General features: G+C 66.2%; 19 protein-coding genes and 1 tRNA gene. 7 read left to right on the top strand and 13 right to left on the bottom strand.

The genetic code is table 11. The features are described 5' to 3' along the window. Positions 1 to 28 precede the first annotated feature (28 nt). The 5 genes from AAF481_08525 to AAF481_08505 all read left to right on the top strand — a co-directional run bounded on the left by AAF481_08525 (position 29) and on the right by AAF481_08505 (position 3633). Positions 29 to 1225: a phosphoglycerate kinase gene (locus AAF481_08525; protein ID MEM7481203.1), complete on the top strand. Its 1197-nt coding sequence runs from the start codon at positions 29 to 31 to the stop codon at positions 1223 to 1225. Further along, entirely contained in the window at positions 1225 to 2034 is an 810-nt protein-coding gene (gene tpiA, locus AAF481_08520; protein ID MEM7481202.1) for a triose-phosphate isomerase, read from the top strand. The genes AAF481_08525 and tpiA overlap by 1 nt, the downstream gene beginning before the upstream one ends. Positions 2035 to 2079: 45 nt before the next feature. Next, positions 2080 to 2538 carry a preprotein translocase subunit SecG gene (gene secG / locus AAF481_08515; protein ID MEM7481201.1) on the top strand — a complete coding sequence of 153 codons (459 nt, stop codon included), beginning with the start codon at positions 2080 to 2082 and terminating at the stop codon, positions 2536 to 2538. Positions 2539 to 2609: 71 nt separating this feature from the next. Next, positions 2610 to 2694: transfer RNA gene (locus AAF481_08510), tRNA-Leu, on the top strand. A 732-nt stretch (positions 2695 to 3426) separates the two neighbouring features. Continuing rightward, a complete protein-coding gene (locus AAF481_08505) occupies positions 3427 to 3633 on the top strand; it encodes a cold shock domain-containing protein (protein MEM7481200.1) in 207 nt (68 codons plus the stop codon). Positions 3634 to 3682: 49 nt separating this feature from the next. Here AAF481_08505 and AAF481_08500 read toward each other — a convergent pair whose 3' ends face one another. The 13 genes from AAF481_08500 to AAF481_08440 all read right to left on the bottom strand — a co-directional run bounded on the left by AAF481_08500 (position 3683) and on the right by AAF481_08440 (position 14839). Next, positions 3683 to 4285 carry a peptidylprolyl isomerase gene (locus AAF481_08500; protein MEM7481199.1) on the bottom strand — a complete coding sequence of 201 codons (603 nt, stop codon included), beginning with the start codon at positions 4283 to 4285 and terminating at the stop codon, positions 3683 to 3685. 102 nt (positions 4286 to 4387) lie between these two features. Beyond that, a complete protein-coding gene (locus AAF481_08495; GenBank protein MEM7481198.1) occupies positions 4388 to 4723 on the bottom strand; it encodes a DUF971 domain-containing protein in 336 nt (111 codons plus the stop codon). A gap of 47 nt (positions 4724 to 4770) precedes the next feature. Then, on the bottom strand, positions 4771 to 7029 hold the full coding sequence (locus AAF481_08490; GenBank protein ID MEM7481197.1) for a diguanylate cyclase: 2259 nt from the start codon (positions 7027 to 7029) through the stop codon (positions 4771 to 4773). Positions 7030 to 7118: 89 nt separating this feature from the next. Further along, positions 7119 to 7481 (bottom strand): membrane protein insertion efficiency factor YidD, encoded by a 363-nt coding sequence (gene yidD / locus AAF481_08485; GenBank protein ID MEM7481196.1) that lies wholly within the window; start codon positions 7479 to 7481, stop codon positions 7119 to 7121. 4 nt (positions 7482 to 7485) lie between these two features. Then, positions 7486 to 7869: a DUF2752 domain-containing protein gene (locus tag AAF481_08480; protein ID MEM7481195.1), complete on the bottom strand. Its 384-nt coding sequence runs from the start codon at positions 7867 to 7869 to the stop codon at positions 7486 to 7488. After that, positions 7866 to 8600: a YIP1 family protein gene (locus AAF481_08475; GenBank protein ID MEM7481194.1), complete on the bottom strand. Its 735-nt coding sequence runs from the start codon at positions 8598 to 8600 to the stop codon at positions 7866 to 7868. Before AAF481_08475 ends, AAF481_08480 begins: the two co-directional genes overlap by 4 nt. Before the next feature lie 68 nt (positions 8601 to 8668). After that, a complete protein-coding gene (locus tag AAF481_08470; protein MEM7481193.1) occupies positions 8669 to 9025 on the bottom strand; it encodes a DUF2752 domain-containing protein in 357 nt (118 codons plus the stop codon). Positions 9026 to 9256: 231 nt separating this feature from the next. After that, on the bottom strand, positions 9257 to 9691 hold the full coding sequence (locus AAF481_08465; GenBank protein MEM7481192.1) for a hypothetical protein: 435 nt from the start codon (positions 9689 to 9691) through the stop codon (positions 9257 to 9259). A gap of 288 nt (positions 9692 to 9979) precedes the next feature. Then, positions 9980 to 10579, bottom strand: a complete 600-nt coding sequence (locus AAF481_08460; GenBank protein MEM7481191.1) for a YigZ family protein — start codon at positions 10577 to 10579, stop codon at positions 9980 to 9982. Further along, on the bottom strand, positions 10576 to 11748 hold the full coding sequence (gene bshA, locus AAF481_08455) for an N-acetyl-alpha-D-glucosaminyl L-malate synthase BshA (protein ID MEM7481190.1): 1173 nt from the start codon (positions 11746 to 11748) through the stop codon (positions 10576 to 10578). The genes AAF481_08460 and bshA overlap by 4 nt, the downstream gene beginning before the upstream one ends. Continuing rightward, positions 11748 to 12506 carry a bacillithiol biosynthesis deacetylase BshB1 gene (gene bshB1, locus AAF481_08450; protein ID MEM7481189.1) on the bottom strand — a complete coding sequence of 253 codons (759 nt, stop codon included), beginning with the start codon at positions 12504 to 12506 and terminating at the stop codon, positions 11748 to 11750. Before bshB1 ends, bshA begins: the two co-directional genes overlap by 1 nt. Before the next feature lie 13 nt (positions 12507 to 12519). After that, a complete protein-coding gene (gene bshC / locus AAF481_08445) occupies positions 12520 to 14163 on the bottom strand; it encodes a bacillithiol biosynthesis cysteine-adding enzyme BshC (protein MEM7481188.1) in 1644 nt (547 codons plus the stop codon). After that, entirely contained in the window at positions 14120 to 14839 is a 720-nt protein-coding gene (locus AAF481_08440) for a class I SAM-dependent methyltransferase (GenBank protein MEM7481187.1), read from the bottom strand. Before AAF481_08440 ends, bshC begins: the two co-directional genes overlap by 44 nt. Positions 14840 to 14994: 155 nt before the next feature. Here AAF481_08440 and AAF481_08435 point away from each other — a divergent pair, with 155 nt between their 5' ends. Continuing rightward, a complete protein-coding gene (locus AAF481_08435) occupies positions 14995 to 15267 on the top strand; it encodes a hypothetical protein (protein ID MEM7481186.1) in 273 nt (90 codons plus the stop codon). A gap of 225 nt (positions 15268 to 15492) precedes the next feature. Next, positions 15493 to 16818: a tetratricopeptide repeat protein gene (locus tag AAF481_08430; GenBank protein ID MEM7481185.1), complete on the top strand. Its 1326-nt coding sequence runs from the start codon at positions 15493 to 15495 to the stop codon at positions 16816 to 16818. The last annotated feature ends 38 nt before the right edge of the window (positions 16819 to 16856 follow it).

Raw genomic sequence — 16856 nt, 5'->3', positions numbered from 1 at the left:
GGATTTCGAGCACTGCTGAGGAAATGTCATGACCCGACTGCTGACCCTCGACGATCTCAAACCCTTGGCGGCCGGCACCGCCGTATTCGTGCGGGTGGACTTCAACGTGCCCCTGACGGATGAGGGGAAAGTGATCGACGACACCCGTATCGTCGAAGCCCTACCAACGCTGCGCGAACTGATCGACGCCGACTGCCGGCTGATCCTCGGCTCCCATTGCGGCCGACCGAAGGGGAACCCGGATCCGCGCTACAGCCTGCGGCCGGTCGCCGATGCCCTTGCCGAGCACCTCGGTCAGCCGGTGGCCTTCGCCGAGGACGCCGTCGGCGAGAGCGCCGAGAAGACTGTCGCAGGCCTCTCGAACGGTCGAGTGTGCCTGCTCGAGAACCTCCGATTCGAAAGCGGCGAAACGGCGAACGAACCGGCCTTCGCGGAGCGCCTGGCGGGCTTCGCCGAGGCCTACGTCAACGATGCTTTCGGTACCGCCCATCGCGCCCACGGTTCCGTCGTTGGGGTTGCCGAGCGGCTGGAGCACCGCGCCGCCGGCCGCCTCATCGAGCGCGAAGTGAAGGCCCTCGGCCGTCTCCTCGATGCGCCGGAGCGACCCTTCGCGGCGATCCTCGGAGGGGCCAAGATCGGCGGCAAGATCGACACCCTGCAGAACCTCCTGCCACGCCTTGATCTGCTGCTGGTGGGCGGCGGTATGGCCAATACCTTCCTGGTCGCCCAGGGCCACGATCTCGGCGATTCGCTGGTGGAAAACGAGCGGGTGGAAATGGCCGGCTCCATCTTGCAGGACGCCAAAGACCGCGGTGTCGAGGTGAGGCTGCCGGTCGACCTGGTCGTCACCGACGATCTGAATCAGCCCACCACGGTCACCTCCGTAGGGGTGGACGCGGTGCCCGGCGACTGGAAGGCCGTAGACATCGGAATGGAGTCCCGCCGCGCCTTCGCCGGGGCCGTCGCCCAGGCCAGAACGCTGTTCTGGAACGGCCCGCTGGGAGTGTTCGAGAAAGAACCTTTCGACCAAGGCACCCGCGCCGTGGCCGCTGCGTTGGCCGGCGGAGACGCCTTTACGGTGATCGGGGGAGGCGAAACCGTCGCCGCTGCGCGCCAAGCTGGGGTGGCCGACGAACTGGGCCACGTCTCCACCGGCGGTGGTGCTTCCCTCGAATTCCTCGCCGGCAAGAAGCTACCGGGCATTGCGGCCCTGGAGATCGATTGATGAGCCGCAAGCCGCTGGTCGCCGGCAACTGGAAGATGAACCTGTTGCGGGCCGACGCCGAGAACTTCTGCCGCCGCCTGGGGGCGGGCGACATCCGGGGAGTCGAAGTGGTGATCTTCCCGCCCTACCCACTGCTCGACACCGTCGCCCGCGGCCTCGGCGTTTCCACTGCCGAAACTGCCGAAACCGGTGCCACCCTCTTCGACGCCGGCGCTGACTCCGGTGAGGCCGGCTCCGTCGCCGCCTGGGGGGCGCAGGACCTCCATCCGGCGGACTCCGGAGCCCACACCGGCGATGTCTCCGGCCACCACCTGGTCGACGCCGGTTGCCAATGGGTGCTGTGCGGCCATAGCGAACGGCGCCAGGACCACGGCGAAAGCGATGACCTGGTGGCGCAAAAAGTCGCCGCCGCCGGCCGCCACGGCCTCACCCCCGTGCTATGCCTCGGCGAAACCGCCGACGAACGCCGCTACGGCAAGACCTTCGAAGTCCTCGACCGGCAGCTCGCCTCAGCCCGGGCAGCCCTGCCCGAGGGATTCGTACTCGCCTACGAACCCATTTGGGCGATCGGCACCGGCGATACCGCTTCCCCGGTCCAAGCCCAGGAGGCCCATGCCTTCCTCCGCCAAGGCCTGGCGGACCGCTTCGGGCCGGTCATCGCCGACACCACCCGCATCCTCTATGGCGGCTCCGCCAAACCCGCCAATGCCGGTGAACTCTTCGCTCAACCGGACCTCGATGGTTTCCTCGTCGGAGGAGCGAGCCTTGACCCGAAGCCGTTCCTCGCTATCATTGGCGCTTGCGCCTGACGGCGGAGGTTCGTCGGCGACGTTCAACCTCGGAGGTTCACAACGGTGATTTACCTACTCTCTACGATTCACGTCCTGGTCTGCATTTTTCTCATCCTGGTGGTTCTTCTCCAGCAGGGTAAGGGCGCGGACCTTTCGGTCTTTGGCGGCGGCAGCACGCAAACCGCCTTCGGCGCGCGCAGCGCCGCCACCGTGCTCCACAAGCTCACGGTGTTCTGCTTTGTAGCCTTCATCCTCACCACCATCGGCATCGCCTTCGTGCAGAAGGGCGGCAGCGCCTCGGTGGTCGGTGACGAAGCCCCGGCCCCGGTGGCGGAAGAAATCGACCCGGTTGACTTCGACGGCGGGACGGATGGAGAAGCGGTCTCCGTCGATCCGATCGCCGCCCCGGCCGATGGCGCCGAGGCTTCCGACGAGGCGACCCCTTCCCTCTCGGCGGTTGACGAAAGCGGTACTGAGCAAAGCGCGGCCGACGGACCAGAAGACCCGTCGAACAACCAATAGAACCGGTAGCCGGCATCGGCCAAGGAAAGCCGCTTCCCGCTGCCGAACACTCCTGCTACTATGACGTCCGCGCCGAAGTGGCGGAATTGGTAGACGCGCACGGTTGAGGGCCGTGTGGGGCAACCCGTGCCGGTTCGAGTCCGGCCTTCGGCACCATCTCCGAGTACCCCCCAAGATCGCAGGACAGTTCAGGGACACACGCCTTCTGCGCCCTTCGAAGGACCTCGCTCGAAAAGGGTGGCACCTCGATGAGCTCGGGACACAAGCCTGCACCTCGATGAGAAGCCCTCGACGAAAAGGGTGGTACCTCGATGAGGTAGCACCTCGATGAGGTAGCACCTCGATGAGGCACCTCGATGAGAAGCCCTCGACGAAAAGGGTGGTACCTCGATGAGGTACCTCGATGAGAGGGGTGGCAGATGTATTTGCATCCGCCGATGGCTGGTGGCATCGATCCGTGAAACGTTCATCGATCCAGCGCCCGCAATTCGCTCCCGCGCAGCCCTCGACGAAAAGGGTGGCACCTCGATGAGGCCCTCGACGAAAAGGGTGGTACCTCGATGAGGTACCTCGATGAAAGGGGTGGCAGATGTATTTGCATCCGCCGATGGCTGATGGCTTGGGTCGGTGAAACGTTCATCGATCCAGCGCCCGCAATTCGTCCCCTCGTCGCTCGATTACGCCTAAAGCACTATCCCCAATAGACTTGCATTCTGAATTCGGACTCCCGCCAGGCGATTCCCGAGACCCTTCCGGCGTCAAAATCGTTCAGGTGATATTGCCTTTTCGAATTTCCGGTGCAAGACTCTCGGGCCAGTCGGCGCACCAGAGGCGGCCCAGCAGTCCTCGCAGGGCCGCCCCGAGACAACCCGAGGAGGGCTCTTCACGATGTCTGAAACCGGAACCGTTAAGTGGTTCAACAACGCCAAGGGGTTCGGATTCATCGCCCGCGAGGGAGATGCCGACGTGTTCGTTCACCACACGGCGATCTCGATGGAGGGATTCCGCAGCCTGGAGGAAGGGGATCGCGTCACATTCGAGGTGACGGACGGTCCGAAGGGCCTGCAGGCGCGCAACGTGGTCCGCACCGAATAGAAGGCTTCCTCACCGGGAGACCCGGTGAGGAAGTCGGATTTCTAGATTGTCACTCGGCGGCCTCCGCTGCGGCCATCTTCGCCGAGTTGATCACCACCGCTTCCACCGGGACATCCTGGTGCCCGGCCTTGCCGGTGGTCTTGACGCCGCTGATGGCGGAGACCACTTCCATCCCCTCGACCACCTCACCGAACACCGCGTAGCCCCAGCCCTGGATGGACTTGTCCCGATGGTTCAGGGAGCGGTTGTTGGCGGTGTTGATGAAGAACTGGGCGGAGGCGCTGTCCGGGTTCATGGTGCGCGCCATGGCGATGGTGCCGCGGGCGTTCTTGAGGCCGTTGTCCGCTTCGTTGGCGATCGGCTCGCGGGTCGGCTTTTGCTGCATGTCCGCGGTGAAGCCGCCGGCCTGGATCATGAATCCGTCGATTACGCGGTGGAAGATGGTGCCGTCGTAGTGACCCGACTCTACGTACTCGATGAAGTTGGCGACGGTCTTCGGGGCCGCCTCGGCATTGAGTTCGAGGACGATCGGACCGAGGGAAGTGTCGAGCACCACCCGCGGACGGGCGGAGTCCCCGGCGCCCGAAGCACCCGCGGCGGAAGCGCCGACGGCGGCGAGGCCTACGATCAACAAAGGGATGGCTGAGCTCATGGGAGTGTCTCCTTGGGGTGAGAATCGTGGGTTCAGATCGGCGGCGCCGGTTCGCCCTCCGGTGTCCGCCGGCCGACAACCGGTGCGCGACGAACGACCGAGTCAGAGGTCGATCCGTTTCGCCCCGCCGCATTCGGAACAGGGGCAGATGGTGCGCAGAAAGTCGAATCGATAGATGCCGGTGCCATGACCGTCGGACCACAGGATCGACAGGGCATAGTTTCCGACCGGCTCAATAATATCCGCCGTCACAGCTCCTGCCGGGGGCCTGAAAACGATCGAAGTTCCGCCGTGGCCCTGACAGCCGGCACACGGACACCAACCCCGCAGGTACCGGTAATCGAAGTCACCGGAATGCCCGTCGGACCAGGTCAGGCGGAGAACCGACTCTTCGGGGAGGCGGCGCGCCTCGGTCACGTGCACGTCGGATGAGATCATGGCGAGGTGATCGGCGTCCCCGAGTATCTTCCGGCCTCGGGGATGACTCAGGCGCGAATCGTAGCACTCCGCGGCAGCGTCGAGGGACCCGCCACATCGGGGTACACCCGATCCCGCCCCTCCTCCTTGGCCGCATACAGGCTCTCATCAGCGGCGGCGATCAGATCCTCGGCGATGGGCGAAGCGGCACCCCCTTGCGAATTCCCGAGAGGGGCGAGATCTGCCAGCGAAGCCAGGCCGATGGAGACGGTCACCCGCGCTTCTCCTTCTTTCGCCGGAAGCGTTGTCTCGCGCACCGCCTTCAGTAGTTTCTCGGCCACCGCCGCGGCCCCCGGCAAGTCGGTCTCCGGCAACACCAGGAGAAACTCTTCGCCACCGTAGCGACCCACCGCATCGGTGTGGCGCAGTTCGTCCTGAATGGAGCGTGCCAACAACCGCAGCAGGCCGTCCCCGGCGAGGTGCCCGAAGCGATCGTTGATGCCCTTGAAGTGATCGAGGTCGGCGAGTCCGATAGTGAGCGGCCGGCCGTAGCGCAGCGCCCGGTCGAACTCCTCGTCGAGCTTGCTGAGGATTGCCTCTCTCCGCAGCATGCCGGTGAGGCTCTCGTAGGTGGCAGATTCAAACAGCCGGGCGTTTTCGAGAACTGAGGCCACCTGGTGGGAGAGCAGCGAGAGAAGCTCCACCTGTTCCGCCGTGAAGGCGCCGACGGGCCGCTCGCCCAGCAACAACAGCCCGACCAACCGGTCGCGGCTGAGAAGCGGAATCGCCAGCTCCGCCCGGACATTCTCGGCGAAGTGGGCGAAGGGCTCGCTCAGGGGGGCGAGCTGGTCGATGGGCAGCGCCCGGCGAGCCTTCTCGACCGCCACTACGGCGGGATCTTGCAGGGTGAGGAGCGGCCACAAACCGGAACCCGGCACGCCGCGCGATGACAAGGTGGTCAACAGGTGGGAGGCCGGATCGGCTATGGTGAGGGTGGCCGAGCGGGCATCGAAGATCTCTCCCAGGCCGGAAACCAACCGTTCGCCCATGCGCGGCAATTTGCCTTCCGCCGGAAGGTCCGCCGCCAGGTCGATCAATCGTTGGCGCAACGCTTCGCGCTCCGGAAAGAAGCGCCGTTCGATCATGTGATGAAGGGCCCGGCGCAACGGACCGAACAGCAGTCCCAACAACAGGGTGGCACCGGAGATCACCCATACCGAGCCGGCCTCGCCCACACCCCGCGAGACCAGCGCTCCTCCCGCCCCGATGGAAGCATAGAAGAGCAGCAGCAAGATGCCCGTCACCAGGTTGTAGACCAGGTCGCGCCGCACCGCCAGTTCGAGGTCCAGCAGGTGGAACTTGAAGATCGCCACGAACACCGCCACCGGGTAGAACAGCAAAACCAACGGTTCGAGGGTCTGCCAGCGCCCCAGAATCTCACCGGAACGAATCCACGGCGCCGTCGCCAAGACGAAGATCAACCAGGGCGTCATGCCGGCCAGCACCACCGCCGCCTGGCGACGGCCGACAGGCTCCGGAGACCGCCAGGCCTGGCTCGCCAACAGCACCGCCAGAGCCACCGCCCAGATGGGAAGGCCATAGCCCAGCAACGCCCGCTCGACCTCCAGGCTCGACCACGGCAGCATCCGGCGGCCCAGCACGTCCTCGGTCATCAGAGCGAAAGTGGCGAAGGCCGCCGGCCCGAGGCCGGTGACGTAGTAGCAGGGCACCACCCACCGGCGGCGCTGCAGCCAGTCCGGCCGACCGGGAATCAGCGAGGCGAGGTGGAGTTCGAGGCCGATCTGCAGGCCGGTGATCAAGTAGAAGAGACTCACCAACACGGCTGTCAGCAAGAAGGGGCCGGAACCCCCGGTGGGCATCGCGAGTTCCAACGCCACGGCGACCGAGAACGCCAGCAGGAGCCGACCTCGCAGATGATCGGACGATTGCACCAACACCAGCAAAACGAGGGCCCAGTAGGCCATGACGGTGATGACGACGAAAATGAACTCGGGCCAGCCGGCAGGCTCTCCCGGCGCGATGGAAAATCGCAGTCGGGCGCCCTCCCGCTCGACCTCGAAAGGGACCGGTACGCCACGCTCGAAGGTATTCGCTACCCGGTCCCAGTCGGCCAGTCGACGAATCTCTTCCGTTCCGATCCTCACCACCCGATCCCCGACCCGCAAGCCTCCCTCTTCGGCCGCGCTGTCGGTGCGAACCTCGGCCACATCCACCCCGGCGCCACCGGTCTGGGCCAAAGCAACGCCCACCCGCTGTCTGGAACTTTCGGCTCGCTCCAAGGCCTGAAACATCAGCAAGGCGAACATCAGCGAGCTACCGGCGACGGCGAATAGACTCCGCAGGCGTTCTCTCCGGCCCGGACGTGTCCGTGCGGAACCGACTTGCGCGCGACCGATCAAGGAAAGTCTCTGGTGCCCATCGGGGTCCATGGGCCACAGCGCACCAGCCGTCGGGCGGTCATCGCCGTACCGAGCAACGCACCGTGTTGGTGGATCGCCATCTCCCCGTAGCGGCTACAGGTCGGATGGAAGCGGCATCGCGTTCCTAGACGCGAAACGACCGGAGAAAGAAACTGCTGGTAGAAGGAGATGCCGCCGGTGAGAAGGTGCACGCTGACTTGCCGCTCCGCGGGACGGGCCCAGTCCACGAACAGGGCCAGAAGCAGGATCCAGGCGAACAGCCGCCCGCGCGACGGAAATTCGAGGAAGCGCTTTTGCCGCCGCACTTCGGTGGTCAACTCTCGCTCGGGGAGGGGCAACCGATCAGGCACCGCTCCAGATCAGATAGAGCCAGTTCGCTACCACCGTCGCGATCACCGCCCAGCGCTGCGGATCGGTGAGCGTGGCGGGAGGCATCGGCGGCTCCCGGCGGAGCAGAACCAACGCCCCGGCGACCAAACCGCCAACGATCAAGAACACCCAACCGAGGGTCGCCAGCGGCGAGACGGCCAGCGCCGCCAGGGGATCGAATTCCGCCAGGGCCAGCGCCGAGCGGGTGGTGCCGCAGCCGGGGCACGGCACCCCCGCCAAGAGCTTCCAGGGACAGGCCGGCAGCCCCGCGGCGATGCGGGGAGCCCACGGCGACAGCGCGACGAGCGCCACCGCCAAGGCCCCCCAGATCGAACCGAGCTGCCGGGCCGGACTCACCCTCCCGCCTGACCGATGGCGGACATCAGGGCCGCGCCGCCGAGGATGAAGGCGATGATGATACAAGCGCAGCACAGACCGATCGGGATGAGCACGCCAGCAGCCGCTTTACCCTCGGTCGTCTTGTGCATCCGAGCGATGCCGATGATCGACAGAAAGATGGTCCAGACCATGGCGATCAACCCGCCGACGAGGGGGACGATCTGCGCCAGCGATGCCGTCTGGGAGTAGGCGACTCCGCGGAAGGTTCCTTCGAATCCGACGTTAGCGTCCACCGCCTTCAAAAGCATCAAGATCAGATGGACAATCCCCGCCCAGACGAACATGAAGGCGGCGATATAGAACGGCATGAACACGATGGTGAGGATGATGCTGGCGCCGCCTCCCGCCATCATCGGCCCCATCATGTCCTGGTACTCCGCGGGCATCATCGCCATCCAACTTCCCTGGAACAGCAGACCCCAGATTTGGCCGACGATACCCGCGACGGTGCCGATGATCACCGCGTAGAGCAGCGGGCTGACGAAGTCACCCTTCTCCTGGGCGCGGGCGTAGGCCTCGCGCGGAGAGGTCACGAAAAGCTTGACCGAGTCGATCAAAGCCGGCATGAAGCCGACCTGCGAGCGGTTCTCCCAGGGCAGGGAAGAATCCGAGGTCGGGCCGTAGGGCGGTCCCCCGGCAGGAGGTCCTCCGGCCGGCGGCGGTGGCGGTGTGTGCATCGGTTCTGACATGGTTCCCCTCCTTCATTACTGCGTTTTGCCCGACGGAGCGGGCCGATTGATTTCCTGCCGCCGGACGCTCAGTGCGGCAAAGTACCGGTGGCCAGGCGACCGAGCCACAGCGCCCCGAGAACCGTCACGTGAGCCCACAGCAGCGGCTCCAGACGACCCGTCAGGGCGCTCACCGAGCGGCCGCTCAGATGAACGCCCCACAGCAGCCACCCGATCGCTATCTCGAGGGCCACGATCGGCGCCAGCGGGTGAAAGGCCCAAGCCTGCCACAGGTTGCCGGCGGCGAGACGGCCAAAGGCCCGGGTCATGCCGCATCCGGGACACGGAACGCCGCTCGCCACGCGGATCCAGCATGCCGGGCCGGCCGCGGCGATGTCGGCGGTGGCGGACCAGCGCAAAGCCAGGACGGCCCCGGTGGCGAGCACCGGGACTCCGGCCCACAGCAGCCATCGCCACCCCGACCGCACGGATTCCCGTCAGCCTGGATTTCTCGTCGGCGACCGTTGCGAGAGGCCGTAGGTCGCTGAAGATGCAAGGCATCCGTGGGTTCTGCCACGAAGGCGTACTGGTAGTACGTCGAGGAGCAGGTTCCGCGGATAACGCAGCAGATTCAGTGACATACGGACTCGCAGTAGGTTGCCGGTGAGAAAGGCAGTCTAGAAGCGATCCGCGTACTGGCTCACGCCCGGCACGATCATGCGTCCACCGTTGACGCCCTTGACGATACACATGATGTGCAGAATCAAGATACCGATCCAGGCCACGAACGAAAGCACCGTAGTGAAGCATCCGACAATATCGCCCACGAAGGCCAGCACGATGCCCAGGATGAACAGGCCGATCCACAGCACGATCTCGACGGCGAAGAGCACCAAGCCGTGCTTGGCGTGCCACTGCACCTCGCGGTCGTCCTTTTCCACCAGCAGCGGAATCAGGGCGAGGAGCCAGAGGTACGACAGCACAATCATCAGCCCACGATTCTGGCTCGGCTGACCACCGGACGAGGGCGGAGGTGGCGGCGCCGACGGGGGTGGCGGTGGAGGTGGCGAAGCACTATCGCCCGGGCTCGGAGGCACAGGAGGTTCGGTCAAGGTCCTCTCCTTTGATGCGAGTGAAATCGAAAGCTGACGATGGCTCTCAGTGTACCAGTCCCCACTTCAGACGGGCCGGGATGTACCGGATCGCGGCTGGAGCCGCCCGGTCGTTCCAAAAACGGCGGCCAAGACGGCTGCCAAACCCACTCCAAGAACCGGGATCTAGCCTACACCGATACACACCGCTTTTCGCCGCCTCGGCGATCAATTCTTTGCGCCCTTCCCTCGAGGCTCTTGAAACCGCGATCTCGATACACTTGCCTACGCGCTGGCCGGCTCCGAGATTCAATTCTCCGTCGCGACTTCGAAGGTGGCTCCCAGGTCCGCCAGGGCCGCCTCGAACGAGTCGAGCTGGTCTTCGCGTATCCGCAGGGTGAGGCGTACCCGCACGCCGTAGTCTTCACCGACGAGCGAAACCAACGGCGGATTCACCAGCCGCTTGAGAACCCCGATCTGCTGATAGCCCACGGTCACGCAGCCGCCGACGGTCGGCGCGCGGACGGTCCAGGCCACCGCCTCGGCGGCCTGCCGGGCGGCCGCCGCATAGGCCCGCGCCAGACCGCCCTTGCCGAGCTTGGTGCCGCCGTACCACCGCACGACCACCACCAGAACGTCCGAGCGATCGCCCCCGCGCAGCACTCGCAGGATCGGCTGGCCGGCGGTGCCGGAGGGCTCGCCATCGTCCGAGCTGCGCTCGACGGCGCGCCGGCCGATACGCCAAGCAAAACAGTGGTGAGTGGCGCTCGGAAACTCGCGCCGGACGGCATCGAGAGCCGCGGTGGCGGCGCCTTCGGAGGTCACCGGCAGGAGCACGCCGAGGAAGCGGGATCCTTTCTCGCGAATCTCACCTCGCCCGGAAGACCTCGGCGCACGGTAGGTCTTCACCCGCCGGAAGGGAGCACCGGTGAGGCGACGGCGGACGACGCCACGGACGAACCGGTCAGGGAACGTTCATACAGGCTGCGGTAACGGGCCACCACCTGATCCTGGCCGAACTCTTCCACCGCCCGGCGCCGGCCGGCGGCCCCGAAGCGACGCGCCCGCGACGGATCCTGGAGCAACTCCAGGCAACGCCCGGCCATCGCCTCGACATCACCCAGCGGACAGAGGAAGCCGGTCTCGCCTTCGGCCACCACCTCCGGCACGCCCCCCACCCGGGTCGCCACCACCGGCACGCTGCAGGCCATCGCTTCGAGCACCGCCAGGCCGAAGGATTCCGTTTCGGATGTCAGCAAAAAGAGATCGGCGCCGAGCAGGCCCTCTTCGACCATCGGCATGTTGCCGACGAAGGTGATGGCGTTGCAGATCCCGTGGTCGCGACAGTACTGCTCGGCGGACGCCCGATCCGGCCCGTCGCCGATCATCAACAGGCGGGTCGGTACCCGCTCGTGCACCCGCCGGAAGACCTCTAGTACGTCGAGTACCCGTTTGACCGGCCGGAAGTTCGAGACGTGGACCATCACCTTTTCGCCGGCGGCGGCCCAGCGGCGCGCCCCCGGCCGGCCGGCCGCCGGATCGAAGCGCTGGGCGTCGATGAAGTTCGGAATCACCTCGATCGGCAGGTCGCAGTGGATCTCGTCGAGGGTGGTGCGGCGCAGGGACTCGGACACGGTGGTCACGGCGTCGCTCTCGACGATGCCGAAGCGGGTGGTTTCCCGGTAGCTCGGGTCGATGCCGACCAGCGTGATGTCCGTACCGTGCAGAGTGGTCACCACCGGCAGCGGTTGCGGGTGGATGATCTGCCGCGCCAGCACCGCCGACACAGCGTTGGGGACTGCGTAGTGGACATGCAGCACATCGAGCCGGTGGTGGCGGGCGACCTCGACCATCTTGGTCGCCAGGGCCAGCGAGTAGGGCGGAAACTCAAACAGCGGGTAGCGCGGCACCGTAACCTCGTGGAAGAACAGCCGCGAATTGAGGAAGGAGAGGCGGGAGGGCACCGCGTAGCTGATGACGTGGACCTCGTCGCCGCCCTCCGCCAAAGCCATCGCCAGCTCCGTCGCCACCACGCCGGATCCGCCGTAGGTGGGGTAACAGCTAATTCCGATCTTCATCAGCGAACACCTCCCGGCAGCAGCGCGAAGAGGTCCGACACGGCCAGCGCCTGGCGACTGCCGAAGGGCTCTCCAAATTCCGCCCCGATCACCTCGCCGAAGTGCCGGGCGCGCCCCTCGACGGCGCGCGAGAAAGCCGGCGTCGCCACCTTGGTCATCGGCTCGTCGCGCTCCTCGCCATCGTCCCCTTCGGATCCCCCCTGAGATCCAAAGTGGAGCTGGCTGCGATAGGCCGACAGGGCGGCGACCTTGCGCTCCCAGACCGGCGAGACATCGACGATAAAACGCGGCTCGAATAGGTCGTGCTGCATGTAGTGGAAGAAAGCTCCGGGTCGGTGAGCCTCGCCCCGGCCCCGGGAACGGGAGCGCAGCCCGGCATAGAACACCGCTGCGGCCACCAGTTCGTGCGCTCGGCCGTGGTCCGGATGGCGATCGGCCGGCGGCGGTCCGAGCACGATGTCCGGCCGGCGACGGCGCAGCAGAGCCATCACCTGCTCTTCCTCCGTCAGGCCGCGCCGCAGGGCACCGTCGCCGCAGTCGAGGATGTCGAGGTGTGCCGCCCTCAGCACCTCGGCGGCGGCCTCCGCTTCGCGCCGGCGCTCGGCGGCGGTGCCGCGGGTGCCCGCCTCACCGCCGGTGAGATGGGCGATTCCCACCCGGCGACCGGACGCCTCCAGCCGAGCCAGAGTGCCGCCGCAGGCCAGTTCCACATCGTCCGGGTGGGCTCCGATAGCCAGGACGTCGACGGTTTCGCTCATCGCACGGCGGTCCTCACGGCGTGATCACCTGCAGGATTCCGCCGTCCAGGGTCATCTGCCGCCAGTAGCTCTCGACGAAGCGGTCGCCGTATTTGCCGGGATAGTGCGCTGTGGAGACCACCCGCTCCTGTAGCGCGCCGGCCGGCAACAGGGTGTCGCGCAGACGCTCCACCCGCTGCAACCGCACCTGGTCCGACCGCGCCGCGGCGGCCATGGTCTTCTCGGACAGCCTGTCGAGGGCGCGCAGAATCTGTTGGCGGGTTTTCTCCAAGGGGCGCTCTAGATTTCGATCGACCTTCAGCGCTTCACCTTCGAGATCGTCGAGAATCTCCTTCACCCGTTGGCGGGGCTCCACCGTCGGATCCGCTGCCGAACCACCGGCCAGGCGGTGGTCGAGGCGCGAGCGATCCCCCAGCAGCTCCGCCAGCGACACGTTCAAGCCCTCAAGGTGCTCGAGTTGATGGCTTTCGATCACCAGCGCCTGGGGGCGCAGGGTGGTCCACGGCGCCGCCACACCGATCGCCCGGTACACCGCCGCAGCCTGCGGCATGTAGGACATCTCGCCGGGGCCGAGCAACTGGAGGTCCGACCCCAGGAGCACGTCCTGAATGGCCGGCCGGGCCAGCACCCCGGGACTCACCACCGTCGGGTTGTCGGCGAGGATCTCGAGCAGGTCGTCGATCGAGCCGCCGGCGTCGCCACTGCCCCGCAGCCGGTAGCCGTCGCCCCTCCATTCGATGCGCCGGCGCTCCCCTTCATGCAGCAGGAAGAGCGGCGAAACATCCTTCTGGGGGGTGACCTGGAGAGGATAGCCGCGCTCCTCGATCGCGGCCTCGGCCGCAGCGATGGCTTCGCCCACCGCTTGGCGCTCGCGGACCAACCGCTCCAGCCAGGGCTGCTGCAGGCGCTTCAACTCCGGCTGCATGGCATCCAGGAACAGCGGGCTGTGGTCGCCCAGCAGCCGGCTCATCAGGCGGCAGAAGGCCTCGCCGAAGCGGGCGTCGGGCCGGTACCAGCGCGCCACTTCTTCGAACCAACCGGTCCAGCGGTCTCCGCCGAGTACCTCCGCGGTCCGTTCGAGCACACCGGCCAGCGGCGACCCGAAGGTGCGCATGCCCACCGGCGTCAACGGTAGCGGATCGTCTCCCAAGTCCAGGCGCTCGGTTTCCTTTCGGCCGAGCAGGGTGGTCGCCGCCACCTCCCGGAAGTCGTGATCCTCCGTCGCCACCCAGAACACCGGCACCGCCGGCTCGCCGCGCTCTTCGAGGGCCGTCGCCCAGCGCGCCGCCGCCACCGCCTTCGACAGGGTGTAGAGAGGGCCGCCGAAGAGCCCCGGCTGCTGACCGGTGACCACCACCCGGGTGGCCGGATCCGCCAGGCGATCCGCCAGGAGATCGGCTCGGGGGTTGCCGAAGGCGCGGTTGGAAATCCGCAACGCCTCGGCGACGGCGGCGCGGTCCACCAGCGGCCGGCCGGCTTCCGGCCGCGGTGGCAAAGGCTCCCCGGGAGCGAGAAATCGGAGCGGCTCCAGCAGATCGCGGTCTCGGCCGGTGATGAACGCCGCCGGCAAGGGCGGCAGGAGGCCGTTGGCCGCGAGGTCGACCCGCGGGTCGTCAGGCGCCTTTGCAAGCGACGAAGATGAGGCGTTCGCTGTCACGATCGTAGGGGTCTCCCCGGAAGTTTCCGAAAATATCCAAGACATCCAATCCAGCCCAGCGCAACCCGACGACGACCTCGTCGAGATCGTAGGCCCGCACGCTCTCCAAGTATGTACGTGCCGGAGCGGCGTGTGGCCGGAGGGTGATGCGTTTATTGATGCGGCAGGTGGCGGCGTCGTACCAGCGCTCGATCTCGACCTTCCGGTCTTCCTCCCGGCGCAGCTCGTGGGGTTCTAGTTCCGCCAGCACCCGCTGCCGGTTCATCAGATCGATCATGAACCGCCCACCCGGCGCCAAGATCCGAACCACTTCCTGAAGCACCCGGAAGTTCTCCCGCTCGCTCTCGAAGTAACCGAAGGAAGTGAAGAAGTTGAGCACCCAATCGAAGGAACCTTGGGCGAAGGGCAGATCGCGCATATCCACCCGCACCCGCGGCAGAGCCGGCCGGCGCAGCAGCAGGGTCAACGAAAGATCCACCCCCAAAGCCCGGTAGCCGCGCTGCCGCAGGGCCTCCGTGTGGCGCCCGGCGCCACAGGCTAGATCGAGCACCGCCCGCGGGCGGTGAGGCCCCAACTTTTCGACCACGAAGTCGATGTTTCTCTCGGCTTCCTCTTGGTCTCGGTGGGAATAGAGATCGAGGTAGTCCTGGCCGAACCATTCTTTGTACCAGGCCATCCGCTGGATGATACCCGAGGCACCTCTCTGCCACGGATCACGACTATTCCGGCCTAAAGAATCCCTTTCAGCGCACTGTTATGAGCAGGGGCGTGAGATTGCCCTGCAACTCGCAGCCCCATCCACTTCTTCCATGCCTAATTAGGAGGCTACCCATGACTCAGAACCACACCTTCACGACCCTTCCCGCCCTGCGAATCGTCGCCACCTTGGTCCTCGCCGCCTGCTTGGCCTTGCCGATGGCAGCCTTGCCCTCCGACGAACCCGAGGCGGCGACCCTGTCCGAAGCCGGCTGGTTCGATCAGATCTGGACTTCCGCCACCCAGTGGTTGACGAAGATCTGGAACGAGGACGAAGAGGCGGCGCCGCTCTCGATCCACGGCGAAGGCGAGTTGGGCCCGATGCACGATCCCAGCGGCCGACGGTAGCCCGTCCCACTCACCCACTTCGAAGAGAGGGCGCAGGCGCCGGCAGTACCCCGCCGGTCCCCTGCGCAAGCTCTTCTGAAAATTCTTCATGAAATCTTTTTGGGCCAAGAGAAATGCCTTTCTCCACAACCTTTTTCGGCCCCCTGGGGCGGTGGTTCGGCGACCCTGTCCTTTCCGGAACTGCCCCTCGAAGGAGTATGCTCTCCGAGAGGAGGGGTACTTGACGTGTCTGATGTCCATGTAAATACCGAACTTCTACAGGCGATCACCCGCGGGGAAATCCATCCCTCGGCGCTGGTGGAACTGATCGTCGAACATCTGCTGGAAATCTGCCCGGCCTGCAGGTCCGAGATCGAGGCCTGGCGGGAGAACCCCACCGGCGAGGTGCCGAATTACGAAGGCATCTTCGACCGACTGATTTCCCACGCCAAAACCCACGAAGGGCAAGTGGCGGAAGAGCGCCAGGTGGTGGAGCGAGACTTTGCCGACCTGTTGGCGATGGAGCCCACCGAAAGGGAGGGCAAGATCCTGCGGGCCCACAAACGATTCCGCGGCCACATGCTGGCGGATCGGCTGCTCGCCAAAAGCAGCGAAGGGCTCCCGGCGGACCTTCACAACGCTCAGCACTTTGCGGACCTGGCGGTCCTCGTCGCCTGCCGCTCCGAACCTTCGACCTTCACCACCGAGGTTCATGTGCGAGCCCTCGCCCACCAGGCCAACGCCCGGCGTGCGCAGGGCGACTTGCCCGAGGCGGACTCCCTGTTCAAGCAAGCGCGAGCCCTGATGCGAGCCAAAGGGATCACCGACAAACTGGTCTACGCCGAGGTCGACTTCTTCGAGGGCTCCCTCAAGACGGATCAGCGGAAGTTCCGCCAAGCGGACATGATGCTCCGCCGGGCCACACTCCACTATCGCCTGGCGCGGGACAACCGGCGGGTCGCCGAGTCCCTCGTCAAGCTCGGCAACCTGCACTACTTCCAGCAGAACTTCGACCAGTCCATCGACGCCTTCCGCGAAGCTCTGCGCTCCTGCCGGCCGGCGGACAACCCGCGGCTAGTGGCCGCCATCACCAGCAACCTGGCGACGGTCCAGACGGAGGCCGGACTCCTCGACGAAGCGCAGGAGACCCTCGCTCGGGCCAAATCCCTGGGCCGGCATTTCACCGATGGCGCCATGCAGCGGCGGCTCACCTGGCTCGAGGGCAAAGTCGCCCGCGAGACCGGCGATTCGGAGAACGCCGAGGCCGCTTTTCTGGAGGTCCGCCAGGACTCCATCGCCGTCGGAATCGGCTACGACGCCGCCATGGTGTCCATCGACCTGGCGTTGCTCTACGCCCAGCAGGGGCGTCACCGGGAGCTGGCCGCCTTGGCAGAGGAAATGCTGCCGATTTTCCAGAGTCAGGATGTCCACCGCGAAGCGATGGCCGCTCTCATCCTGTTCCAGGAAGCGGCCCGCCAGCAGACCGTCAGCGCCTCCATGGCCCGCGAACTCCTCGACTACCTGGACCGCGCTCGGCAGGACCCCACGCTCAAGTATCGCGAGCCGTCGTAAACCCTGGTTTCCGGAACCGCGTGCCTCGGAGGTGCTTC

This window comes from Acidobacteriota bacterium, from assembly GCA_039030395.1.
Lineage (GTDB): Bacteria > Acidobacteriota > Thermoanaerobaculia > Multivoradales > JBCCEF01 > JBCCEF01.
This window is presented reverse-complemented; position numbering and strand designations above follow the sequence as displayed.